Consider the following 24390-nt stretch of genomic DNA (forward strand, 5'->3'; position numbering starts at 1 on the left):
GAAACAAACGGGCCATGAAAACGGCCCGTTTCCATTAGCGGCTCAGCCGTCGCGAGGTCTCGATGCAAGACCTTGCCCCAATCCGGCACGCAAAGGTTAACGGCGGCCGTGCCGCCTGTGCGAAACCCTGTTCGTTGCCTGTGGATTCTCGGTGGAAAACCTGTTCACAGCACAACATATTGGGGTGAACAAACCGGGAAACATCCGCTAACGCTGATTCGTCGCCGTTTCGTTCCGGCTTTGACCAGAAGGTTAACAACAATGGGTGAAACCATCAGTCAAATCGTTAAGGCGCGTTAGGAAATATCAATAATTTCATAATGTTGGACGACACCCGCCGGCCTGCGCCGATCGTTCACCGGCAAAGGTTAACGGCGACGCGCGCCTAGCATAAATCAGGCCAGTTCGGCGATTCAGCATGTGGTGAGACTCGCCGGCAAAAAAACCAGATGTAGCCGTGAACAAAACCTGAATCCGCGCGAGTCAGTGATTCGTAGCCGATTCGTTCCAGACTCGTTCCAACTGTTAATCAGAGCCTGTTGACAGCACCGAGCGAGGGGCTTCGACCTGCCGGCGGAACATTCCGCTTTCGCTTCGCGCGCTAAATCCCTATGTGTCGCCTGTCACACGCGCCTCCACGGGCGCGCTCCCGACAATGCGAGGCAGAGAGCCTTATTTCCAGGTCGATGAACATCCCGCCGAAACACACTTCTGAGCCGCTGATTCTGTCGGGCCGCGACGTGACTGCCGTGCTCGGGCCGACCAACACCGGTAAGACCCATCTCGCCATCGAGCGCATGGTGGCGCATGAAAGCGGCATTATCGGCCTGCCGCTCAGACTGCTCGCCCGCGAGGTTTATTCACGCGTCTGCGAGAAGGTCGGCGCTCACAAGGTGGCGCTCATCACCGGCGAGGAAAAGATCCAGCCCGCAGGCGCGAAATACTCTGTCTGCACGGTGGAAGCCATGCCGCGCGAGACCGATGCCGCCTTCGTTGCCATCGACGAAGTGCAGCTTGCCAGCGATCTCGAACGCGGCCACATCTTCACCGACCGCATCCTGCATCTGCGCGGGCGCCAGGAGACATTGCTGCTCGGCGCAGCCACCATGCACGGAATCCTCCAGCGCTTGCTGAAGGGGGTGTCGGTGGTGACGCGGCCACGGCTGTCGCATCTGGCCTATGCCGGCTCGAAGAAGCTGACCCGCCTGCCGCGACGCACGGCGATCGTCGCCTTTTCCGCCGACGAGGTCTATGCCATCGCCGAACTGATCCGCCGCCAGCAGGGCGGTGCGGCCGTCGTGCTCGGCGCGCTATCGCCCCGCACGCGCAACGCGCAGGTGGCGCTGTTCCAATCGGGTGATGTCGATTACCTGGTCGCCACCGATGCGATCGGCATGGGCCTGAACCTCGACCTCGACCATGTCGCCTTCGCCCAGAACCGCAAATTCGACGGTTACCAATATCGCAACCTGACGGCGGCCGAGCTCGGCCAGATCGCCGGCCGCGCCGGCCGGCACTTGCGCGATGGCACCTTCGGCGTCACCGGCCAGGTCGATCCGCTGGACGAAGATCTGGTCAAGAAGATCGAAGGGCATGAGTTCGACCCGGTGAAGGTGCTGCAATGGCGCACGGCGCATTTCGATTTCGCCAGCCTGGATGCGCTGAAGCGCTCCATCGAGACCAACGCGCCGGTCGAAGGCCTGACCCGTGCGCTGCCGGCGGTCGATGCGCAGGCGCTCGAGCATTTGTCCCGCGACGAGGACATCCGGGCGCTTGCCACCGACGCAAGGCGCGTGGCGCTGTTGTGGGAGGCTTGCGCCCTGCCCGACTACAGGAAGATCGCGCCGGCCCAGCATGCCGACCTGATCGCCTCGATTTATATGGACCTTGCCAGGCATGGCCATGTCGATGAAAATTACATGGCCGAGCAGGTGCGCCGTGCCGACACCACCGAAGGCGACATCGACACGCTGTCGCACCGGATCGCCCAGATCCGCACCTGGACTTTCGTTTCCAACCGACCCGGCTGGCTGGCCGATCAGGCACACTGGCAGGAAAAGACGCGCGAAATCGAAGACAGACTGTCGGATGCGCTGCATGAGCGGTTGACGAAACGCTTCGTAGACCGCAGGACTTCCGTCCTCATGCGGCGCCTTAGAGAAAATACCATGCCCGAAGCCGAAATCAGCCCAACCGGAACCGTCCTCGTCGAAGGCCACCATGTCGGCGAGTTGCAGGGGTTCCGCTTCACCGCCGACCAGAGCGCTGGCGGCGAGGACGCCAAGGCAGTGCGCACGGCAGCCCAGAAGGCGCTCAGCACGGAATTCGAGGCGCGGGCCGAACGCTTCGGCGCCTCAGCCAACAGCGATATCGCGCTCGGCTCAGACGGCACGCTGCGTTGGATCGGCGCGCCGATCGGCACGCTGGTCGCAGGCGACGAGGCGTTGAAGCCGCGCCTTGTGCTGTTGGCCGACGAGCAACTCACCGGTCCCGCCCGCGACAAGGTCGCGGCGCGCGCCGAACGCTTCGTCAATTTCCAGATCGAGTCCCTGCTGAAGCCGCTGGTCGACCTCAAGAACGCCGAGCAGATCACCGGCATTGGCCGCGGCATCGCCTTTCAACTCGTCGAGCATTTCGGCCTTATCAACCGCCGCGACATCGCCGAGGCGATGAGGTCGCTCGACCAGGAAGGCCGCGCCGCCCTTCGCCGGCTCGGCGTGCGCTTCGGCGCCTACCACATCTTCGTGCCCACGCTGATCAAGCCGGCGCCGGCCGGGCTGGTGACACTGTTGTGGGCGCTGAAGAACGACGGCAAGGACAGACCGGGGTTCGGCGACGTGGTTCACGCGCTGGCCTCCGGCCGCACCTCGGTGGTCGTCGATCCGGCTTTCGACAAGACCTTCTACAAACTGGCCGGCTACCGCAATCTCGGCCGTCGCGCGGTGCGCGTCGACATTCTTGAACGACTGGCCGACCTGATCCGGCCGGCGACCAACTGGAAGCCGGGTCTCGGCCAGCGCCCCGATGGCGCCTATGACGGTCAGTCCTTCATGGTGACGCCGCCGATGATGTCGATCCTCGGCGCCACGGCCGACGACATGGAAGAGATTTTGAAAGGCCTCGGCTACCGGGCCGAGCCGAAGCCGGCGATCGAAGTGAAGGCGCGGCTTGAGGCACAGGACCATGCCGCGCGTGAAGCCGCCGCGGCCAAGCTGGCGGCGGAGGAACAAGCAGAGCAGGCCAAGGCGGCGGAAGCCGCGGTTGCGGACGCAGCCGCCGAGGCGCCGGCCGAGAGTTCGGGGTCGGACGCGGCCGCCGTGGCAGAGGCCACAGCCGAAGTTCCCGCGGAAACCACCACCGAAGGTGAAGCGGAGCATGTCGCGGAAGCTCGGCTGGAAACTCCGGCTGAGGTCACGGAAGACGAGCCGCCTGCAGCCGAAGCTGAAATGCCTGCGTTACCAGCGGCACAGCCAGAGGCAGAACCCGAAGCAGCAGAGATTGAGGTCGCACCGGCAGAGCCGGCTTCCGAAACTTCGCCAGCAACGGAAGCGATATCGGTCGAACCTACCGCGGTGGCGGACGCCGCCACCGGCGAGGCTGCTCCAGAGGCTGAGGAAGAGGCCGAGGAGCCAAAACCGATCCTGTTGTGGCGGCAGGGCCGCTTCGACCAGCGTCCGCGCCACCGCCACCATGACAATCGGCCCCGTGACAATAATCGCGACAATCGCCCGCGCCACGGGCAAGCCGCGCGCGATGACCGCAGCGACGCGCCGGCAGATGCCGCCGGTGGACAGCCGGCCGGTGCTCCGGGCAGCCGGCCCACCCACGAAGGGCGCCGCGACGGTGCCGGCAAGCCGCGCTTCGACCGCAGCAAATTCAAGCCCAAGCCCCAGGGGGAGGCAGGAGAGCGGCGCGACGGCAAGCCCGGGGGCGAGCGTCCCAATCGTCGCGAAAACCGGCCCGACTGGAAGGGCGGCCGGCAAGACGGTAAAAGTGGCGCGCAAGGCGGGAAGCCCGCCTTCCAGCCGAAGCCGCGCGAGGAGCGCCCGGCACGTTTCGACCCGGATTCGCCCTTCGCCAAGCTCGCCGCGCTGCGCGACCAGCTGAAGAAATAGCTCAGCCCGGTCCGATGGTTGCTGAAGGCCGCCAACGCATCGACAAATGGCTGTTCTTTTCGCGTGCGGTGAAATCACGCTCGCTGGCAGCGAAGCTGGTGGTGGCCGGACGCGTCCGCATCAATCGCGACAAAGCAGCGCAGGCCTCGGATATGGTCCGGGCCGGCGACGTCCTGACCATCACTCTCGAGCGGCGCATCTTTGTCTGGAAGGTGCTCGGCACGGGAACCCGGCGCGGCCCCGCCGAGGAAGCGCGCCTGCTCTACGAGGACATGTCGCCGCCGCCGGTGCCAAAGGGCGAGGCCGTTCCCGATGCGATTCCCGCGCTGCGCGATGTCGGCAGCGGCCGCCCGACCAAGAAGGAACGCCGGGATACCGACCGGCTGCTCGGCGACGACTGAGCCATAACCGGCTATCGCTGCATCGCGCCTCTGGAATTCCATTCCGGAAACACCGGCATCGCGCGCAATGGCCGCCCTTGCAAGCAGCGGGCAAAGACGTTACCTCACCAAAAAAGCCCAGCAAAAACGGGATGCCCCGGAGCCGACTGATGACCTATGTCGTGACCGACAATTGCATAAAATGCAAATACATGGACTGCATCGAGGTCTGTCCGGTCGACTGTTTCTACGAGGGCGAGAACATGCTCGTCATTCATCCCGACGAATGCATCGACTGCGGCGTTTGCGAACCGGAATGCCCGGCCGACGCGATCAAGCCGGACACCGAGCCGGGCCTCGACAAATGGCTGCAGATCAACACCGAATACGCTGACAAATGGCCCAACATCACTGCCAAGAAGGAGCCTCCGGCCGACGCCAAATCCTTCGATGGCGAGGCCGGCAAGTTCGAGAAATATTTCTCGGCCGAGCCAGGCGAAGGCGATTGATGGCAATGCCTGTCCACCCGGCATAACGTTGCGTAACAGCCATGATACATTAACTGCCTTGACGGGCAGCGGCTGCGTTCGGCCTTCGCGTATGCAGCAAAACCTTGATTCTTCCGACTTTTTGTGCTACACGATGGAAACATGCCGGTGACACAACGTCGATTTATGGCGCAAACGCCCCAAATCACTGAAAGGTGAACTTCTCAATCCGGACCAGAGCGATCTGGGGCAGGCAGTCGCATATTGCGGTTTGCCGGTCCCGGCTTTTCCGGGTGGGTTCGTCTGTTGTACGGCTAACGGTCGGTATACTGGCCGCACGAGTTCAGCCGGCGCCGCCATGCCGGCATCACAACAAGGAGTTCAGCGCGTAATGGCAACGATCACCCCGCAGAAGAAGTCCACCGCAGCACGTCACGGTTTCAAGACCGGCGAGTACATCGTCTATCCGGCGCATGGCGTCGGCCAGATCGTTTCGATCGACGAGCAGGAAGTTGCGGGCCACAAGCTGGAGCTGTTCGTCATCGATTTCCAGAAAGACAAGATGCGCCTGAAAGTCCCGGTCGCCAAGGCGACCTCCATCGGCATGCGCAAGCTGTCGGAAGAGGATTATGTGGAACGCGCACTGAAGGTCGTGCAGGGCCGCGCCCGCGTCAAGCGCACCATGTGGTCGCGTCGCGCCCAGGAATATGATGCGAAGATCAATTCCGGTGACCTGATCTCGATCTCGGAAGTTGTGCGCGACCTCTACCGCGCCGACAACCAGCCGGAACAGTCCTATTCCGAGCGCCAGCTTTACGAGGCGGCCCTCGACCGCATGGCGCGCGAGATCGCGGCCGTCAACCGCATGTCGGAAACCGAAGCGGTGCGCCTCATCGAGATGAACCTCAACAAGGGTCCGAAGCGCGGCGCCAAGGCCGACAACGAGGAAGCCGAGCAGGAAGAAGCTGCCTGAGCGCTTCTCGCCTCCGAATTTGGAAAACCCGGCCTTGCGCCGGGTTTTTTGTTTTAGGGCCGATCATCCGATGAAGTGCATGACGGGCAGAACAGGCGGATATCTTACCCTTCGCCGCCGCCCTCCTTCTCCGCCTCTTGCTTCAGCGTCGCGATGAACCGCCTGGTCCGCTGACGCTCCGGATTGCTGAACAGAACCGCCGCCGGGCCTTTCTCGACAATGCTGCCGGCGTCGAGGAACACCACTTCCTGTGCGATCTTGGAGGCGAGGCGCAGGTCATGCGTCGCCATCACCATGGTGGTGCCCTCGCTGGCGAGCTGGCCTAGAACGTCGACCACCTCCTGCGCCAGTTCCGGGTCGAGCGCCGAGGTCGGCTCGTCGCACAGCAGCACTTTCGGCGATGGCGCCAGCGCCCGCGCGATCGCCACGCGTTGCTGCTGGCCGCCTGACAGCGTCGCCGGCCAGGCATCGGCCTTGTGCGCCATGCCGACCTTTTCGAGCAGAGCAAGCGCCCGCTCGTGCGCCCGCCCACCCGGCCATTTCAGCACCGTCACCAGCCCCTCCATGACATTTTCGATCGCGGTGCGATGCGGAAACAGCTGGAAATTCTGGAACACCATGCCGGTCTGCAGCCGCAGGCGCTGGATGGCCCTGGCGGAAACCTTGCCGCCGGGGTGGAATTCGAGTGCGTCGTCGCCGATGCGCACCGTGCCCGAACTCGGGATCTCGAGCAGGTTGATGCAGCGCAGAAGCGTGCTTTTTCCGCCGCCCGAGGGACCGACAAGGGCGGTGACGCTGCCCTCCTCGATGGTGATCGTCACGCCCTTCAGCACAAGATTGTCGCCGAAACGCTTCTCGATGTCGGTGAGGCCGATCATGAGCGTGCCTCCAGGAAGCCGCCATAGCGGTTGAGCCGCGTTTCGAGCCGCGTCTGCAACGCCGACAGCTCGGAGCTCAGCGCCAGGTAGAGAACAGCCGCCTCGACATAGAGGATCAGCGGCTCATAGGTGGTGGCACGATGCGCTGCGCCGCCTGGAACATTTCCGGCACGGTGATGGCGGCGGCCAGCGACGTGTCCTTGACCAGCGAGATGAAGGTGTTGGACAGCGGCGGCACCGCGACGCGGCCGGCCTGCGGCAATATGGTGCGCCGCATCGCCTGGCTCCAGGTCATGCCGATCGAATAGGCCGCCTCCCATTGCCCCTTCGGCACCGAGCCGATGACGGCGCGGATGATTTCCGATGTATAGGCGCCGATGTTGAGCGTGAAACCGATCAACGCTGCTGAAAAAGCGTCGAGCAGGATGCCGACCGAGGGTAGGCCGTAGAAGATCAGGAAGAGCTGCACCAGAAGCGGCGTGCCGCGGAAGATCCAGACATAGAAGCGGACCACGGCGACCAACGGCTTCGGGCCGAACAGCCGGACAAGCGCCGCGACCAGTCCGACCAAGAGGCCCAATGTGAACGACAGCAGCGTCAGCGGCACGGTGAAGATCAGCGCCGCCCATAGCAGCGTGGGCAACGAGTCCAACATCAATTGCAGCCAGTGCGGCACGAAAAACCCCCTTGCGAAATTGCCGTCCAAACCGGCCCTCGGCAGCACCGAGGCGCTACCATACAGTCGTCATATCACGCGAAAAGCGGCGGCCGTCAAAGGCGGCTCGCCGCTATACTTGCCATGCGGATATACTTGCCATGCGGGCCGGCAACCGGCCCGTCCCGTGAAATGCGCCTACTTCGAAACGTCCTGGCCGAAATTGATGTCGGCAATCTTCTTGTAGGTGCCGTCGGCCTTGATGTCGGCCAGCGCCTGGTTGATGGCGGCGACCAGTTCCGGATCGCCCTTGCGCACGATGACGCCGGAATAATCGGCGTTCTCTTCCTGCGCGGCGATCTTCACATTGGCGTCGGGCTTGTGCTTCTTGAAGTCGAGGAAGGACAGGCTGTCGTTGATGGTGGCGTCGGCGCGGCCGGTAAGAAGCAGCTGGATCGACTGGTCGAAACCATCGGTACCGACGAGCTCGGCGCCGTTCGTTTCGGCGAGCTTGCCGAAATTCGAGGTCAGCGACTGCGCCGCCTTCTTGCCCTTCAGGTCGGCAAAGCCCTTGATGTCGGTATTGTCGCCGCGCACGATCAGCACCGCCTTGGAAGCGATGTAGGGATCGGAGAAATCGTATTTGGCCTTGCGCGCCTCGGTGATGCCGACCTGGTTGATGACGGCGTCATAGCGCTTGGCATCGAGGCCTGCGATCAGCCCATCCCATTTGCCTTCGAGGAATTCGGCCTCGACGCCGAGGCGCTTGGCGATCGCCTGGGCGATCTCGACATCGAAGCCGACCAATGCGCCCGAGGCATCGTGATAGGTGAAGGGGGCATAGGTGCCTTCCGTGCCGATCTTGAAGACGCCGGTCTGCTTGATCTGATCGAGATTGGCGCCGGCATGGCCTGATGTGACGGCCAGAACCTGCAGTGTTCCGGCGACGATAAGCGATTTGAGCCATTTCATTTTTCTGTGATCCCGTCCTTGGCCGGTGTACGGCGCATTTGTGAGCGCCGGAAACTGACAGATGCAGGTCAGCAAAATAAGAAACCAGATTTCAAAAATGACACCTTTTTGAAATCCAATTCTCAAAACCACACCGATTTACACCTCCCGACCGCGTAGCGGCCGCCGCGGCAAGCGTTCGGGCGGGTGCAATCCACACCACATCGGCGGCGGAACCATTCGCCCGCGTGGCACGTTCTTGGCTGTTGTAGGGCGCGGCGTCGCCAATTCAACCACGATGCCAGCTCAGGGTCGAGCGACCGCACCACAACGCCCGGAACAGGAGCGCGGCATGATGGAAGATACGGCAGGGCGAACCATGATCCGTGCGGCGATGAAAGCCCCCTATCTCGAGCGCGACGAGGAGCATCTTCTCGCGCTGCGCTGGAAGAAGGACAACGACCAGCAGGCGCTGCACCAAATCGCCATGGCGCATATGCGGCTGGTCATTTCCATGGCCTCGAAGTTCCGCCACTACGGCCTGCCCCTTGGCGACCTGGTCCAGGAGGGCCATGTCGGCCTGCTTGAGGCGGCGGCCCGTTTCGAACCGGAGCGCGAGGTCCGGTTTTCGACCTATGCGACGTGGTGGATTCGTGCCTCGATGCAGGATTACATCCTGCGCAACTGGTCGATCGTCCGCGGCGGCACCAGCTCGGCGCAAAAGGCGCTGTTCTTCAATTTGCGGCGCCTGCGCGCCCGCTTGGCGAACGGCGCCGAGCCGATCTCGAATGCCTCGCTCTACCGCGAGGTGTCGGCGGCGCTCGGTGTCTCCGAGGCCGACGTGGCGATGATGGATTCCCGCCTCTCGGCTCCAGACAGCTCTCTCAACCAGCCGCTCGCCGACGATGCGGGCACCACCGAGCGGATGGATTTCCTCATTTCAGACGATCCTTTGCCGGACGAAGTCGTGGGTGACACGATCGATGTCGAACGCCGTTCTCTCTGGCTGAAAGCGGCGCTCGGCGCGCTCAATGCCCGCGAGCTCAGGATCATCGAGGAGCGCCGGCTGAGCGACGAGGGCGCGACGCTCGAAGCGCTCGGCGAGGCGCTCGGCATATCGAAGGAGCGTGTCCGCCAGATCGAGGCACGCGCCATGGAAAAGCTCAAGATAGCGCTGGTGAAGCAGAACCCCGAGTTTCTGGCGGCAGCCGCCTAGAGCAATTCCAGGAAAAGTGGGAACCGGTTTTCCCGGGAAAAGCGCGTAGCGCTTTCCCTAGGGAATTGCGTAAGAACAAAGACCCTTATCTGTCGGTGATGATCTTGACCTTGTCGCCGGCCGAAACGGCAGCGCCGGGCGACAGCGCATTGAGCACCCGGAACAGGTCGAGCTTGCTGTCGACGCCGACCATCTGCGCGGCGAGTGAACCCATGGTCTGGCCGGGCTGCACCGTGACGACGCGGATATGCAGCGGCTTCAGTGCAGCTTTCTCGGCCGCGCTCAAGATGCGGAAGGAGCCGCTGACCGAGCGGGCCACCGCGTCCAGCGAGGTGGCGGCGGAAGGGGCCGCCGTCAACAGCCGGTAGACCTGGCCGCCGGCGCGGATCACCGCGATGTCGAACTGCCAGCCCTCGGCGCTGGCATGCGCCGTCGCCGCCTCGTTGCCGTTGATCGTCTCCTGACGCACGCTGCTCTCGTCGAGACCGGCCACCCAGCCGCTGCGGATATAGTCGGTCAGCGAGCGGCTCTTGTCGATCGAAACGCCATCGAAGCGAATCGCCATATCACCCGGCCCGGTCGCCGTCACCGCCGCGGCCGAGTTGTCGATGATGAAACCGTCAGGCACCGAAAACGACACGCCGAGGCCCGGATGCAGGAAGGTTTCGCCGCGCACATAGCCTTCATCCGGCGTGTCGCCGTAAAGCAGCCCGTCTATGCCGGCAAGAAAGGGGTCACGGTCACGCGTGCCGACCCCAGGCGCGCCGAACTGGCGGGCATGGCGCTGCGCCAAATCGATGCGCTGCGGCGTGTTGGGGTGCGTCGCCAGGAAGTCGAGGCTGGCGTCGGTGGCGCCGCTGATCGAGCGGAAGTCGGTATAGGCCGACATTGACTGCAGGAAGCGGCCGGCGGCAAAGGGATCGAAGCCCGCCTCGCCGATCGACTTGATGCCGATGCCGTCGGCCTCCAGTTCCTGATTGCGCGAGAACTGGGCAAGCCGCAGCTTGCCGCGGATCAGCGCCGCCTTGGCGGTCGGGTTGTCGCCGAGCACGTCGGAGACGACCTTGGTCGCCAGCCCTTCCTCGGCCTCCAATTGCTGGCGTTGCAGCCCGTGATTTGCAGTGACGTGACCCATCTCATGCGCGATGACAGCGGCGAGCTCGGCCGAATCGTTGGCCAGCGCTAACAGGCCGCGCGTGATGTAGAGATAGCCGCCCGGCAATGCGAAAGCGTTGACGTTGGGCGAATTGAGGATCGTGATGCGGTAGGTTTGGGTCGGGTTGGCCGACACCACGGTCAGGCGGCCGACGACCTTGGCGACCATCCGCTCGAGCTTGGGGTCGGAATATTCGCCGCCATAGGTGGCGAGGATGCGCGGATGCTGCGCCTTCGCCATTTCGGCGAGCCTGCTGTTGGCGGCGACGTTGTCGACCGTGATCGGTTTGCTGGAAGGCTGGAAGCCGGATTCCTGAACGTCCGGAGGCGTGAACATCTGGCAGCTTGCCAGCGCCACGGCAAAGCCGGCCAGCGCGAGGAAGCGCGCTAGCGGATTCCTTCTCACTCTGTCGGTGCCGGTCGGCAGAATAGCTTCCTTTCGGGTCTCGGCACACGACACGAAAATCGGGTATCGATTTTCAGAAAGATCATGCGCAAAATCAAACTGCCACAGCGTCCTTCGCGCCACCAGCATGCGTGGCAAAGTAGTGGCAAATCACACCCTATGCCGGACCAGTATCGGAGGACCTAGCCACACTACTTTGACCATGGCAAGCAAACGCCACATCGCCTGTAGCCGGTTTGACCGTAAATTATGTCCGCTTCCGGGCAATATCTCGTGATCCGCCGCCAAACGAACCTGCGCCGATATAGCGCCGGAAGGCTTCCGGTCCAGCCTTGGTGAAAAAATCGGCCGCGGCACCCGTCGCGACAACCGTGCCATTGTCCAGGAACACCATATCCTGGCCGATACGGCGCGCATCTTCCGGTTGGTGCGTGACGAACAGCACCGTCATGCGCCGCTCCGCATGGACGCCAGCCACCAGGTCGAGCATGTCGTCGCGCAGGGCCGGTCCGAGCGAGGCGAAGGGCTCATCGAGCAAGAGCACCGGCCGGTCGCGCACCAGGACGCGGGCGAGCGCGACACGCTGCCGCTCGCCGCCGGACAATTCGCGCGGCAGGCGCTGTTCCTTGCCGGCAAGGCCGACGCGCTTGAGCGCCACGGCGACTGCAGCATGGTCGGTCTCGGTCAGCCTGAGCGACGGCGAGCGGCCTAGCCCGACATTTCGTTCGACCGAAAGATGGGCAAAGAGATTGTTCTCCTGGAACACCATCGACACCGGCCGCGCCGAAGGTGGTCTGGCGCCGACATCGGCGCCGCTGATCAGCACGCGGCCCGATCGCGGCGTCTCGAAGCCGGCGACCAGATTGAGCAGCGTCGATTTTCCCGAGCCGCTCGGCCCCATGATGGCGGTGATCTTCGAAGCGGCGAACTCGACATCGAATAAGAACGGCGCTTCGCCATAACTGAACGAGACCTTTTCCAGCCGTACGGCCGTACCGTTTTCCGAGCTGTCGTGCGTCATGGTTTTTCTCCCCGTCCCAGCCAGTTCGTGGCCAGGACTAGCGCGAGACAGACCAGACCGAGCAGCAACGCCAGCCCTGCGGCGTCCATCGTGCGATAGCTGCCCATGCGCGCCAGCAGGAGATAAGGCAATGTCTGCAGGGAATCGCTGCCGAACAGGGCAATAACGCCGAGATCGCCGAGCGACAGCGCCATGGCAAAGGCGAAACCGGTGGCGAGCGGCCGCCGCAGCGGCGGCCAGTCGACCAGCCGGAACCGGTTCCACCCCGTAATGCCAAGCAGCAGACAGAGCCGTTCGTGGCGTTCGCTCGCCGCATCATAGCCGGGGCGGATGGCGCGGATGGCAAACGGCATCGCCATCACCGCGTTGACGGTGACGACCATGACAGGGGCGATGGCAAAGACGTCGCTGACAGTGCGCAGGAGCAGAAACCAGCCGGCGCCGATGACGATGGGCGGCACGACGAGCACGAAGCCGGCGCCGGTATCGGTGGCGTGTTCGAGTAGCGTCCTGGCGCCGACGCGACGGTTCAAGGCCAGCGCCCGCCGTGCCATGACGAGCGACAGCGACAGCGCCACCGAAAGCAGCGCCGCCAGCAAGGCGAGCACGGCGCTGGTCAGCGTCGCTTGCCGCACCACGCTCTCGCCCGCCAGCCGGCCGAGATCGGCGCCAAGGCCTGACGTCACCGTGGCCGCCATCGGCCCGGCGACGAACAGCAATGCCAGAACGATCAATGCGGCGTTCAGCACGGTCTCGGCGATGCCTGGCGAAAGATATCGGCGCGGCGCCACCGGCAGGTTGGCGTCGCCGACAGTGTTGGCGCCGAGCCGCATCAATGCCAGCACCACGACGAAGGTCAGCACGATCTGCAACAGCGTCAGCGTCACCGCGCGGGCAGGATCGAAATCGAAACGCAGCGCCTGGTAGATGGCGACCTCCAGTGTCGTCGCGCGCGGCCCGCCGCCCAGCGTCAGCACGATGGTGAAGGACGTGATGCAGAGCATGAAGACAAGCCCGGCGACCCCCGGCAGTGCCGCGCGCAGCGTCGGCCATTCGATCAGCCGGAAGGCAGGCCTGGCGCCCATGCCGAGCTGGCTCGCCAATCGCCACTGGTCGGCCGGCACTGTCCCCAGTGCTTCAAGGAACAATCGCGTAGCCAGCGGCAGATTGAAGAAGACATGGGCGACGAGGATGCCGGACAGGCCGTATATGCCCGGCCAGCCCTGACCTCCAATCGCGGTGAGCACGCCGGCGAAATAGCCGGCACGGCCATAAAGGGCCAGAATGCCGAGCGCCGCGACGATGGCCGGCAGCGCCAGCGGCACGGCGAAGAGCTGCAGGATCAGGTCGCGGCCAAAGAAGCGCGGATGCCGCGACAGCGCCCGAGCAACCAACAGCGCCGGCACGACGGAAAGCAGCGTCGACAGCAAAGCCTGCCACAGCGTGAAACGAGCGACGCGCAAGAGGTAGGAATCGAAGGCCGAAGCGGCGCCGGACGGGTCGCGTGTGCCTTCAAGGATGAGCCCGGCGAACGCTCCGCCGATCAGCAGCGCAATAGCGTCAAGCGCGATGATGCCGGCGATGACGCGAGAGTCAGGAGGGGGTGCGTGCGGCACTCTGGACCACCTGACACGGGACCGTTCTTTGACTGGTGTCTAACGAACGTCGCGTTCCTTCGCGCCCCCCTCTGTCCTGCCGGACATCTCCCCCACAAGGGGGGAGATTGGCGGGAGATGTCCGGCAGGACAGAGGGGGGCGCCGTAGAGCGGTCATCTCACGAGATTTGCCTGCAAAGACTACTTGCTCATCACCGACAACCATTCGTCGACCCAGGCCTTGCGGTTGGCGGCGACCTCTTCGGGGCTGAACATCAACGTCCTGGTCGGCTTGACGAGCTTGTCGAAGGCCGGATTGAGCGGCTTGTCGGTCTTGCCGGCCGGGAACATCCAGTTGGTCTCGGGGATGACATCCTGGAATTTCGGCCCGGTCATGAAAGTCAGGAACTGTTCTGCCAGCGGGTTTTTGGCACCCGTGGTGGTGATGCCGGCCACCTCGATCTGCAGATACTCGCCCTCCTCGAAGGGCGCCGCCTGGTAGCGCCCGGTGTTTTCGGCGACCATGTGATAGGCCGGCGATGTGGTGTAGGACAGCACCATTGGCGCCTCGCCCTTGGTGAATAGGCCGTAGGCCTCGCTCCAGCCCGGCGTCACTGTGAGCACCTTCGCCTTGAGCTTGGCCCAGGCTTCCGGCGCCTTGTCGCCATAGACCGACCTCACCCACAGCAGCAGGCCGAGACCAGGCGTCGAGGTGCGCGGATCCTGGATGACGATCTTCTCATCGGCATTGCCCTCGACCAATTCCTTCAGGCTCTTCGGCGGGGTTTTCAGCTTTTCGGTGTCGTAGACGACGGCGAAATAACCGTAGTCGAACGGCACGAAAACATCGTCGCTCCAGCCGCCCGGCACATTGACGTCGGTCACCGCACCATGCGGCGAAAACAGGCCGGTGGCCTTGGCTTCGGCCGTCAGATTGGTGTCGAGGCCGAGCACGATATCGGCCTTGGTGGCGGCCCCTTCCAGCTTGACGCGGTTGAGCAGCGCTACACCGTCAGCGACCGCGACAAAATCGAGAGTACAGCCGCATTCCGCCTCGAAGGCCTTCTTCACCGCGGGGCCAGGACCCCAGTCGGCGGTAAAGCTCTCATACGTGTAGACGGTGAGCTTCTCCTGCGCGGATGCCGGCCCGCCGGCGAGAACGGACGCCGCAAGGAGCACTGCTGAGACAAGAGAGTAAAAAAGCGTGCGCATCGGCGCCTCCTTCGTTCGCATTGAAAGGAATTGAGGCGTCGGGTTTTCCGAAACGTCTAATCCCTCCGCCGGTACAAACCGGATCAGGTTCAGCGGGTTGGCGTCGTTGCCTCTCAGCCGGTCCGCGAAGATCGCGTCCAGCACCCCGTTAGAGCGTTTCGACACATAGGGCCGGCCCAAGTGCGACGCAAGCGGAAGTTTGCCGGGCACGCGGGCGCGGCCTTCCGTTTCGCAAGCGGGGCTGGTAAGGGCCACGCATATGAGCGCATTCACCATCCTGCTTGGCGGCGATCTTATCCGCACACCACTGCTCGACCGCCAGGTCGCCGGCACACGCGTCATCGCCGCCGATGCCGGCATCGGCCATGCCCGGACTTTGGGCGTGACGCCGGAACTCTGGGTCGGCGACTTCGATTCCGTCCCGGCGGATTTGCCGGACGATCTGACCGCCGTTCCCCGCCATGTGTTTCCGGCAGAAAAGGACAGCACCGACGGCGAACTGGCCATCGCCGCCGCGCTCGAACGCGGTGCGACCAGCCTCGTGCTCGCAGGTGCGTTCGGCGGCAGGCGCATCGACCACGCATTCCTGCATCTGGCGCTCAGCCTGCGACTGGCGGAAAGCGGGACGGACGTGCTTTTGACCAGCGGGGCGCAGGAAGGCATCCCCTTGCTTCCCGGAAAGGCCGGCTTCGACTACGCCGACGGCACGCTGTTTTCGATCCTCGACTTCTCCGATCTTACCGGCCTGACCGTCTCCGGCGCCAAATGGCCGCTGAACCATGTCGAGGTGGCGTTCGGCTCGTCGCTGACCCTTTCCAACGAGGTCAAGGGCCGGCTCGAAATCGCGCTGGACAGCGGCCGCGCGCTGTTGCTCGCCCATCCTTTTCCCTTACCCGAAAGCTGACATGGCGCCGCCGCTTCTCAATCTCGACGGGATAAAACTGACCTTCGGTGGCACGCCGCTGCTCGACGGAGCGGAACTGACAGCGTCGGCCGGCGACAAGATCGCCCTGGTCGGCCGCAACGGCTCGGGCAAGTCGACATTGCTCAAGATCGCAGCGGGATTGATCGAGCCGCAGGACGGCGAGGTGTTCCGCCAGCCCTCTGCGACGGTGCGCTACCTGCCGCAAATGCCCGACATGGACGGTTTCGCCAGCGTCCGCGCCTATGTCGAGGCGGGACTCGGACCTGCCGACGATCCCTACCGCGCCACCTATCTGATGGAACATCTCGGCCTGTCCGGCGAGGACCGGCCGGACGACTTGTCCGGCGGCGAGGCGCGCCGCGCCGCCCTTGCCCGCGTCATGGCGCCGGAGCCCGACATTCTCCTCCTCGATGAGCCGACCAACCATCTCGACCTTTCGGTCATCGAATGGCTGGAGGAGGAGCTTGTCCGCACCTCTTCCGCGCTGATCGTCATCTCGCACGACCGCCGCTTCCTCGAACGCGTGTCGCGCGCCACCGTCTGGCTCGATCGCGGCCAGACCCGCAGGCTGGACAAGGGCTTCGGCCATTTCGAGGAATGGCGCGACACGGTGCTGGAGGAAGAGGAGCGCGAGCAGCACAAGCTTGGCCGCCAGATCGTGCGCGAGGAGCACTGGCTGCGCTACGGCGTGACGGCACGACGCAAGCGCAACATGCGCCGGCTCGGCGAATTGCAGACCATGCGCCAACGTTTTCGTGGCCATCGGGGCGCCGAGGGCGCGGCGACCATGGTGGCCAGCGACGCGGCCGAATCCGGCAAACTCGTCATCGAGGCCAAGAACATCGAGAAGAGCTTTGGCGACCTCACGGTGGTCAAGGGCTTCTCGACCCGCATCCAGCGCGGCGACCGCGTCGGCCTGGTCGGGCCGAACGGCGCCGGCAAGACGACGCTGCTGAAGATGCTGACCGGCGAATTGAAGCCGGACTCAGGCACGGTGCGGCTCGGCATCAATCTGGAGATCGCCACGCTCGATCAGAAGCGCGAGGCGGTCGATCCGCAAGAGACGCTGACACAATATCTCACCGATGGGCGCGGCGAGAACCTTGTCATCAACGGCGAGCAGCGCCACGTCGTCTCCTACATGAAGGACTTCCTGTTCAAACCGGAACAGGCGCGCACGCCGGTGCGCGAGCTTTCGGGCGGCGAGCGAGCGCGGCTGCTGCTGGCCCGCGTGCTGGCGCGGCCGGCAAACCTGCTGGTGCTCGACGAGCCGACCAACGACCTCGACATGGAGACGCTGGAACTGCTGCAGGAATTGGTCGCAGGTTTTGCCGGCACGGTCATCCTGGTCAGCCATGACCGCGATTTCCTCGATCGCACCGTGACCAGCCTGATCGCGCCGGACGGCGGCGGCCGCTGGATCGAATATGCTGGCGGCTATTCCGACATGCTGGCGCAGCGCGGCGGCACCAGGCTCGATGATCGCAAGGCGCGGCCGAAGGCCGAGACTGGCGAGGCGACAGCGGCGGGCAGGACCGAAGCGGCTGCGCCGAAAGGACCGGCGAAGAAACTGTCGTTCAAGCAGAAATTCGCGCTGGAATCGCTGCCGAAGAAGATCGAGGCGGTGACGGTCTCGATTTCGCGGCTGGAGAACAACATCGCCGACCCGGCCTATTACGAGCGCGACCCGGCCTCGTTCCAGAAGACCATCGCCGCCCTCGACAAGGAGCGCGCCACGCTGGCAGCGCTCGAGGAGGAGTGGCTGGAACTGGAGATGCTGCGCGAGGAGATGGAGGGTAAGGAGCGTTCGGCCCACGGCGGCCATGGCAAAGGACTGAAAAACGTTGCGATTTGAGCCCTATGGGCATATATTATGCGCATAATCCAGGGCGAATCCAATGCTTCATTCCATCCCGAAATCGCAGCGAAAGTCCGTCAACACCTCGATCGATTCAAAGCTGATCGAGGAGGCAAAAGCGCTCGGCATAAATATGTCGCGCGCCGCCGAACAGGGAATTGCAAAGGCGATTTCGGATGAGAAATCGCGGCGCTGGCTACTGGAAAACAGGGAAGCGATCGAAAGCTCAAATGAGTATGTAAGGCGCAACGGACTGCCATTGGCCAAATATCGGCTGTTTTGATGGCGCGCTACGATCTCTACCACAATGCCGAAGGCGATGCTTATCTACTCGACGTTCAGTGCGATCTTCTTGGACATCTCAACACACGCGTCGTCGTACCGCTGTTGCCGCCCAATAGCGCGCCCGTACCGGGGCGCCGCCTGAACCCGATCTTCGTCATCGATGGGAAGGACTATCTAATGGTCACCCAGTTCATATCGGCCGTAACAGATACCGAACTACGCCAGGCCGATGGCAATCTGTCGAAGCACCACGACGACATCGTGGCCGCACTCGACATGCTGTTCCAGGGCTTCTGAGCCAAAGAGAGCGGAGCGTTGGGCTGGTGGGCCGAGCCTCAGCCCGCCGTTTTCGCTTGCCAGGCCTTCAGCGCCTCATCGAACACCTTCTCGCCGGGAATGCCCTTTTCCATGGTGAGCAGCGCCCGCCGTCCGGTCTTGTAGACGACCGGCACGTCGATCCAGTTCTGGCCCCGGAGCAGGGTCAGGTTGGCGTTTTCGTCCGCCTTGGTGTCGTTGAGCGCGACCAGGAAGAAGCCGTCGGCGATCTTGGCCGGGATGCCGATCAGCGGACTGCCTGCATCCTGTTCAGAGCCCTTCATGGCGACGCGCAGGATGTTGTCGACGCCACCACCGTCGAAGCCGTCGGGCGTCAGGAAGATCATCTCGATGATGTGGCTGGCCGGCAGCGTCTGGTCGGTGTTGCGGCGGATGGTCATGCGCAATTGCACGTCCTTGCCGGGGATGCTCGCCTCGGCGCGGATCGCCGGCTCGGGCGGCAGATTGCCGCCGGGCGATTCCTGCACAAGCGACCAGACGATGCTGCCGGGCTCGGCCGAGCCCTGAGCGGTGCTGGTGCGCTCCTCATAGAAGATCGCCTTCTGGCCGACCGCCAGCGCGGTTTCCGCAGGCGCGGCCGGTGTGGCACCCGGGGTCGGCGCAGCCGGGCCCGCGGTATCCGGCGGGGCTGCTTCGGCTGGCGGTGTTGCCGCCGGGGCCGCGCCCGGCGCGGTGGGCTCGTCCGTGGCTTGCGCATCGCCGGCTGGCGGCGCTTCAGGCGCGGGAGTGGCCGGCGGCGGCGTGGTCAGCGCTGCGACGGATTCGCCCTCTCCGATGCTGCTTTGTCCTGAAGCGGGGCCGGGATCGACCTCACCGCCTTCGGGCGTCAGGCGCTGGGTGAACTTTGTGCCCTCAGTGTCCGGTGCAGCCGGTTCAGCCGGGGGCCTTGCCGCGGCATCGGCAGCCGGGTCGGCATCGGCAGCCGGGTCGGCGGGGGCCGCCGGCTTCACCAGTGGTTTGGTCGTTGCGACCTCGGTGCTGTTGAGACCCAGCATACTGCTGAACGCGTCCTTGTTCAGCCAGATGCCGTAGCCGCCGCCGGCAACAACGAGCAAAGCGACCACAGCGGCGATCAGTCCGCCATAGCTGCGCTTGCGCTCGGCCGGACGCGGACGCTGAAAGGTACCGGACGGCGCTGGCCCGTCGCTGGAAAAGACATCGTCGCTGAAAGCATCGCCCCTGAGGACATCGCCCTTATCGTCCGCCGCTGGAATATCCGCTTCCGAAGGCACGGGATCGGCGCGCTCTGGAGGAGAAGCAACGGACGACGGTTTTTGCCAATTCGGCGTCGCCTTGGCGGCTGGCGCCGGCTGCCATGCCGGCTCGGGCTTCACCGGCTGCCGGACATGGCTGGACTGGTTCTTGTTGCGGTCGATGGAGGAGAAGATGTCCTCCAGCTCCGCCAGCGGATCGGAGGCCGGCGCAGGCTTGGCATACTCCCGCTCGATGGTTTCGATGGCGTCTTCCAGGGTACGCTTATGCTGAGCAATGGCCGAAGGCGTCAGCGGCGGCGTACGCTCGGCAAGCTTGTCCGCGATGGTGGAGCGAGCCTTGTCATAGACCCTCGCGCGCACCTCCGGCGTCGGGTTGCTGAGCCCGCCGAGCTTCTTTTTCAGAGGACCAACAAAATCTACCATGCTTCAGTCGACCTGCATTTCGTTTCTGGGCCGGCCTCCGCAAATCGGCGGCGATGCCCGGAACGGCTGAGAATCTAGTCTTGAAACGGATCGGTCACAAGTATTGTGTCGTCCCGTTCCGGGCTGGTGGAAAGGAGTGCGACCGGCGCGCCGATCAGTTCCTCGATGTGACGGACATATTTGACGGCCTGGGCCGGCAGGTCGTTCCAGCTCCTGGCGCCGGCTGTAGTCCCTTTCCAGCCCTCCAGCGTCTCGTAGACCGGTTCGACGCGCGCCTGCGCACCCTGGCTGGCCGGCAGGTAGTCGATCGTCTCGCCGTCGAGCCGATAGCCGGTGCAGACCTTGATCTCGTCCAGCCCGTCGAGCACGTCGAGCTTGGTCAGCGCGATGCCCTTGATGCCGTTGACGGCGACGGCCTGGCGAACCAGCACGGCATCGAACCAGCCGCAGCGGCGCTTGCGGCCGGTGACGACGCCAAACTCGTGGCCCCGCGTGCCCAGGAACTCGCCGATCTCGTTGTTCTGTTCGGTCGGGAACGGACCTTCGCCGACACGCGTCGTGTACGCCTTGGTGATGCCGAGCACATAGCCGATGGCGCCCGGGCCGACGCCGGAACCGGCGGAGGCCTGGCCAGCGACCGTATTGGACGAGGTGACGAACGGATAGGTGCCGTGGTCGATGTCGAGCAGCGTGCCTTGCGCGCCCTCGAACAGGATGCGCTCGCCGGCGCGGCGCTTGTCGTCGAGGATCTTCCAGACGCGGTCCATATAAGGCAGGATCTCGTCGGCGACCGAAATCAGCTCATTCATGATCGCCTCATGCGTGACTTCGGCGTGGCCGAGCCCGCGGCGCAGCGCATTGTGATGCGTGAGCAGCCTGTCGACCTTCAGGGGCAGCGTCTCCAAATCCGCCAAATCCATCACCCTGACCGCGCGCCGGCCCACCTTGTCCTCGTAAGCGGGACCGATGCCACGACGGGTCGTGCCAATCTTCGTTCCGGAATTGGAGGCGGCATCCTCGCGGAATCCGTCCAGCTCCCGGTGCAACGACAGGATAAGCGCGGTGTTTTCGGCTATTTTCAGGCGCTCCGGCGTCACCTCGACACCCTGCGCCTTTAACTTCGCCACTTCCGCGACGAAGGCGTGCGGATCGAAGACGACGCCATTGCCGATGATGGACAGCTTGCCTTGCCGCACCACGCCGGACGGCAGCAGCGACAGCTTGTAGACCTTGCCGTCGACGACCAGCGTATGACCGGCATTGTGGCCGCCCTGAAAACGCACGACGACGTCGGCGCGCTCCGACAGCCAGTCGACGATCTTGCCTTTGCCCTCGTCGCCCCATTGCGAGCCGACGACCACCACATTGGCCATGTTTCTTTTCCCTTGAGGCGCCGCTCGAGGGCGGCTTGAAATGGTTCGAAACGACAGGCTTCTATCGCATCGGCTCGAAAATCGGAATCGATTTTCGGAAACACGATACGAAGTTTCAAAGTCTTGAGACGCGTACTTTGCGTGTCCAAGTGGACGCACGTCGCTCTATAACGTCAAGACCCGGCGAGCGCGACCATTCTTTGCCGCCGAAAGCGCCCTCAGGCACAACAATTTTCGCCTTTGACGTCATTTACTTGGGCAAGTCACCACAATAGGTCGGCAAATACCCTTCGCCTGCCCTCCCCGGCTGGAAAGTCGCCATGCATCGGACCGCCTATCTGTTCCTGCTGCTCACCACCTTGCTGTGGGCGGCAACTCCGTGGCGGGCAAGCTGGCGGTCGATCACATTTCGCCGATGACGCTGGTCTTCCTGCGCTGGCTTCTGGCCGTTCTGATCATGCTGCCGATCGGCTGGCGAACGCTGCGCGAGGACTGGCCGGTGGTGCGCAGGCATTGGTTGCTGCTTGGCGGGCTCGGCGCTTGCGGCTTCACCTTCTTCAACGCGATCTTCTATACGGCGCTCAACTACACGACGGCGATCAACGTCTCGATCGAGCAGGCGGCGATGCCGATCGTGATCATCCTCGCCAATTTCGTGCTGTTTCGCCTGCGTGTGAACCGGGTGCAGATTGCCGGCGTCGTGCTGACGATCATCGGCGTCGCCCTGACCGCCAGCCATGGCGATCTGCGCCAGCTTCTCAAGCTGGATCTCAACTTCGGCGACGCCATCATGCTGATCGCAGTGCTTTGCTACAGCCTCTACTCGGTCGGGCTGCGGCTGAAACCGGCCATGCGCTGGCAGAGCCTGATGCTGGCGCTGTCGATTGCAGCGTTTGCCACCTCTGTACCTTTCTTCCTGTGGGAAGTGGCCGCCGGCAAGGTCATCGTCCCCGATACACGCGGCTGGGCGATCGCGTTCTACACCGCGATCGGCGCCTCTGTCATCTCGCAGCTCTTCTACATCAGGGGCAACGAGCTGATCGGCGCCAACCGGGCCGGCCTGTTCATCAACCTGGTGCCGATCTTCGGAACGCTGCTTTCGGTGCTGATCGTCGGTGAGACATTCCAGCTCTTTCAAGGCCTTGCTCTCGTGCTGGTGCTTGGCGGCATCGGCCTCGCAGAATACAGCGGAAGGAAGGTGGCGATATAGCCAAGACCAAAAAGGCGCGGGCCAGGCCGCGCCTTTCATTTGCCCTTTTCGGAAATCTCAGATCAGGCGCCGCCTACATCGAAATGCAGCCTCTTGGCGGAGTCGATCGACTTGTGCGCCCGCACCTGTTCCAGCACATTGTCCGGAAACGGCGCATCGAGATAGAGCAGCGCGATAGCGTCGCCGCCAGGCCGGTTGCGGCCGAGCTGGAAGTTGGCGATGTTGACGCCGTTCTCGCCACAGACCGTGCCGAGCAGGCCGATGATGCCGGGCGCGTCGGCGTTGGTCGTGTAAAGCATGTGCTGGCCGACCTCGGCGTCGAGGTTGATGCCCTTGATCTGGATGAAGCGCGGCTTGTGGTCCGAGAAGCAAGTGCCGGCGATCGAACGCGTCTTGTGCTCGGTCTTGACCGTGAGCTTGATATAGCCGTCGAACACGCCAGATTTGTCGCGCTTGACCTCGGCTACGATGATGCCGCGCTCCTTAACCATGATCGGCGCCGACACCATGTTGACATCGGAGACCTGCGGCCGGATCAGCCCGGCAAGTGTGGCACTGATCAGCGCGCGCGTGTTCATCGTCGCGGTCGAGCCGTCGAAAAGGATCTCGACCTCTTTGATCGGATCCTCGGTGACCTGGCCGACAAAGGCGCCGAGCACTTCGGCGAGCTTGACGAAAGGCTTCAGGCGCGGTGCCTCCTCCGCGGTGATCGACGGCATGTTGATGGCATTGGTAACGGCGCCCTTGATCAGATAGTCGGCCATCTGCTCGGCGACCTGCAGGGCGACATTCTCCTGCGCCTCGGTGGTCGACGCGCCGAGATGCGGCGTCGCCACCACATTCTCCATGCCGAACAGCTCACTGTGCTCCGCCGGTTCGACCTCGAACACATCGATGCCGGCGCCCGCCACCTTGCCGCTCTTCAGCGCTGCGATCAGGTCGGCCTCGACAATCAATCCGCCACGGGCGCAGTTGATGATGCGCACGCCGGTCTTCATTTTGGCGATCGCGGCGGCGTCGATGATGTTGCGCGTCTTGTCGGTCAGCGGCGTGTGCAGGGTGATGAAATCGGCGCGGGCGAACAGTTCGTCGAGTTCGACCTTCTCGACCCCGAGCTCCTCGGCGCGGCTGTCCGACAGGAATGGGTCGAACGCGATGACGTGCATCTTCAGGCCGACGCCGCGCGTGGCCACGATCGAGCCGATATTGCCGCAGCCGATGATGCCCAGCGTCTTGCCGGTGATCTCGATGCCCATGAAGCGGTTCTTTTCCCATTTGCCGGCATGGGTCGAGGCATTGGCTTCAGGTATCTGGCGGGCCAGCGCGAAGATCATCGCGACGGCATGCTCGGCGGTGGTGATCGAATTGCCGAAGGGCGTGTTCATCACGATGATGCCCTTGCGGCTCGCCGCCGGGATGTCGACATTGTCGACGCCGATGCCGGCGCGGCCGACCACCTTCAATCTGGTGGCGGCGTTGATCAGCTTTTCGGTGACTTTCGTCGCCGAACGGATGGCGAGGCCGTCATACTGGCCGATCACCTCAAGGAGCTTTTCCTTGTCCTTGCCAAGATCGGGCAAGTAATCGACCTCGACGCCGCGATCCCTGAAGATCTGCACGGCGGTAGGAGAAAGTTTGTCTGAGACGAGAACACGGGGCATGGGCTTGAACCTTTGCGATTGGCCCCCCTTGAGGGGGGCGGCGCGAAGCGCCGGGGTGGG

18 protein-coding genes, 2 pseudogenes and 1 riboswitch are annotated in these 24390 nt (G+C 63.8%); of the genes and pseudogenes, 10 read left to right on the forward strand and 10 right to left on the reverse strand.

Annotated elements, in window-relative coordinates; genetic code table 11:
* The first annotated feature begins 686 nt into the window (after positions 1–686).
* The 4 genes from EJ066_RS04850 to EJ066_RS04865 all read left to right on the forward strand — a co-directional run bounded on the left by EJ066_RS04850 (position 687) and on the right by EJ066_RS04865 (position 5956).
* The gene (locus EJ066_RS04850; RefSeq protein ID WP_126035418.1) at positions 687–4115 is read left to right on the forward strand and encodes a helicase-related protein; all 3429 of its coding nucleotides are present in this window, start codon (positions 687–689) and stop codon (positions 4113–4115) included.
* 14 nt (positions 4116–4129) lie between these two features.
* The gene (locus tag EJ066_RS04855; RefSeq protein ID WP_126035420.1) at positions 4130–4516 is read left to right on the forward strand and encodes an RNA-binding S4 domain-containing protein; all 387 of its coding nucleotides are present in this window, start codon (positions 4130–4132) and stop codon (positions 4514–4516) included.
* Positions 4517–4665: 149 nt separating this feature from the next.
* Positions 4666–5004: a ferredoxin FdxA gene (fdxA, locus tag EJ066_RS04860; protein ID WP_095487362.1), complete on the forward strand. Its 339-nt coding sequence runs from the start codon at positions 4666–4668 to the stop codon at positions 5002–5004.
* A gap of 370 nt (positions 5005–5374) precedes the next feature.
* Positions 5375–5956, forward strand: a complete 582-nt coding sequence (locus tag EJ066_RS04865) for a CarD family transcriptional regulator (protein WP_126035422.1) — start codon at positions 5375–5377, stop codon at positions 5954–5956.
* 104 nt (positions 5957–6060) lie between these two features.
* Here EJ066_RS04865 and EJ066_RS04870 read toward each other — a convergent pair whose 3' ends face one another.
* From EJ066_RS04870 to EJ066_RS04880, 3 genes and pseudogenes are all read right to left on the reverse strand, one after another.
* Positions 6061–6834, reverse strand: coding sequence for an amino acid ABC transporter ATP-binding protein (locus tag EJ066_RS04870; RefSeq protein WP_126035424.1), 774 nt, complete (start codon positions 6832–6834; stop codon positions 6061–6063).
* Positions 6831–7510 (reverse strand): annotated as a pseudogene (locus EJ066_RS04875) (amino acid ABC transporter permease). The gene EJ066_RS04870 and the pseudogene EJ066_RS04875 overlap by 4 nt, the downstream one beginning before the upstream one ends.
* Positions 7511–7687: 177 nt before the next feature.
* On the reverse strand, positions 7688–8461 hold the full coding sequence (locus tag EJ066_RS04880) for an amino acid ABC transporter substrate-binding protein (protein WP_126035426.1): 774 nt from the start codon (positions 8459–8461) through the stop codon (positions 7688–7690).
* A gap of 331 nt (positions 8462–8792) precedes the next feature.
* Here EJ066_RS04880 and EJ066_RS04885 point away from each other — a divergent pair, with 331 nt between their 5' ends.
* Positions 8793–9656: an RNA polymerase factor sigma-32 gene (locus EJ066_RS04885; protein WP_126035428.1), complete on the forward strand. Its 864-nt coding sequence runs from the start codon at positions 8793–8795 to the stop codon at positions 9654–9656.
* Between the two features lie 85 nt (positions 9657–9741).
* Here the strand turns inward: EJ066_RS04885 and EJ066_RS04895 are convergent, their stop codons facing one another.
* From EJ066_RS04895 to thiB, 4 genes are all read right to left on the reverse strand, one after another.
* A complete protein-coding gene (locus EJ066_RS04895) occupies positions 9742–11148 on the reverse strand; it encodes a M48 family metalloprotease (protein WP_245455183.1) in 1407 nt (468 codons plus the stop codon).
* Between the two features lie 316 nt (positions 11149–11464).
* Complete coding sequence (gene thiQ, locus EJ066_RS04900) at positions 11465–12238, reverse strand: thiamine ABC transporter ATP-binding protein (RefSeq protein ID WP_126035433.1); 774 nt, start codon at positions 12236–12238, stop codon at positions 11465–11467.
* Positions 12235–13854, reverse strand: coding sequence for a thiamine/thiamine pyrophosphate ABC transporter permease (gene thiP / locus EJ066_RS04905; RefSeq protein ID WP_126035435.1), 1620 nt, complete (start codon positions 13852–13854; stop codon positions 12235–12237). The genes thiQ and thiP overlap by 4 nt, the downstream gene beginning before the upstream one ends.
* 180 nt (positions 13855–14034) lie before the next feature.
* The gene (gene thiB, locus EJ066_RS04910) at positions 14035–15045 is read right to left on the reverse strand and encodes a thiamine ABC transporter substrate binding subunit (protein ID WP_126035437.1); all 1011 of its coding nucleotides are present in this window, start codon (positions 15043–15045) and stop codon (positions 14035–14037) included.
* 43 nt (positions 15046–15088) lie between these two features.
* A riboswitch (TPP riboswitch) is annotated at positions 15089–15203 on the reverse strand.
* A gap of 101 nt (positions 15204–15304) precedes the next feature.
* Between thiB and EJ066_RS04915 the strand changes: the two genes are divergently transcribed.
* Genes EJ066_RS04915 through EJ066_RS04930 form a run of 4 tightly spaced genes read left to right on the forward strand, consistent with a single transcriptional unit; the run spans position 15305 to position 18410 of the window.
* Positions 15305–15949 (forward strand): thiamine diphosphokinase, encoded by a 645-nt coding sequence (locus tag EJ066_RS04915; RefSeq protein WP_126035439.1) that lies wholly within the window; start codon positions 15305–15307, stop codon positions 15947–15949.
* Position 15950: 1 nt separating this feature from the next.
* Positions 15951–17825, forward strand: coding sequence for an ABC-F family ATP-binding cassette domain-containing protein (locus tag EJ066_RS04920; protein WP_126035441.1), 1875 nt, complete (start codon positions 15951–15953; stop codon positions 17823–17825).
* Positions 17826–17868: 43 nt separating this feature from the next.
* Positions 17869–18111 (forward strand): type II toxin-antitoxin system CcdA family antitoxin, encoded by a 243-nt coding sequence (locus EJ066_RS04925; protein WP_126035442.1) that lies wholly within the window; start codon positions 17869–17871, stop codon positions 18109–18111.
* The gene (locus EJ066_RS04930; RefSeq protein ID WP_126035444.1) at positions 18111–18410 is read left to right on the forward strand and encodes a CcdB family protein; all 300 of its coding nucleotides are present in this window, start codon (positions 18111–18113) and stop codon (positions 18408–18410) included. Before EJ066_RS04925 ends, EJ066_RS04930 begins: the two co-directional genes overlap by 1 nt.
* 38 nt (positions 18411–18448) lie before the next feature.
* Here the strand turns inward: EJ066_RS04930 and EJ066_RS04935 are convergent, their stop codons facing one another.
* Both EJ066_RS04935 and EJ066_RS04940 read right to left on the reverse strand, forming a co-directional pair.
* Positions 18449–20086: a hypothetical protein gene (locus EJ066_RS04935; RefSeq protein ID WP_126035446.1), complete on the reverse strand. Its 1638-nt coding sequence runs from the start codon at positions 20084–20086 to the stop codon at positions 18449–18451.
* 74 nt (positions 20087–20160) lie between these two features.
* Entirely contained in the window at positions 20161–21459 is a 1299-nt protein-coding gene (locus EJ066_RS04940) for an adenylosuccinate synthase (protein WP_126035448.1), read from the reverse strand.
* 320 nt (positions 21460–21779) lie between these two features.
* Here EJ066_RS04940 and EJ066_RS04945 point away from each other — a divergent pair.
* Positions 21780–22669 (forward strand): annotated as a pseudogene (locus EJ066_RS04945) (DMT family transporter).
* A gap of 62 nt (positions 22670–22731) precedes the next feature.
* On the opposite strand, the gene serA reads toward EJ066_RS04945, so the two are convergent.
* Positions 22732–24330: a phosphoglycerate dehydrogenase gene (serA, locus tag EJ066_RS04950; RefSeq protein WP_126035450.1), complete on the reverse strand. Its 1599-nt coding sequence runs from the start codon at positions 24328–24330 to the stop codon at positions 22732–22734.
* Between the last annotated feature and the right edge of the window lie 60 nt (positions 24331–24390).

Origin of the sequence: Mesorhizobium sp. M9A.F.Ca.ET.002.03.1.2 (genome assembly GCF_003952365.1) — a bacterium.
Classification (GTDB): Bacteria; Pseudomonadota; Alphaproteobacteria; order Rhizobiales; family Rhizobiaceae; genus Mesorhizobium.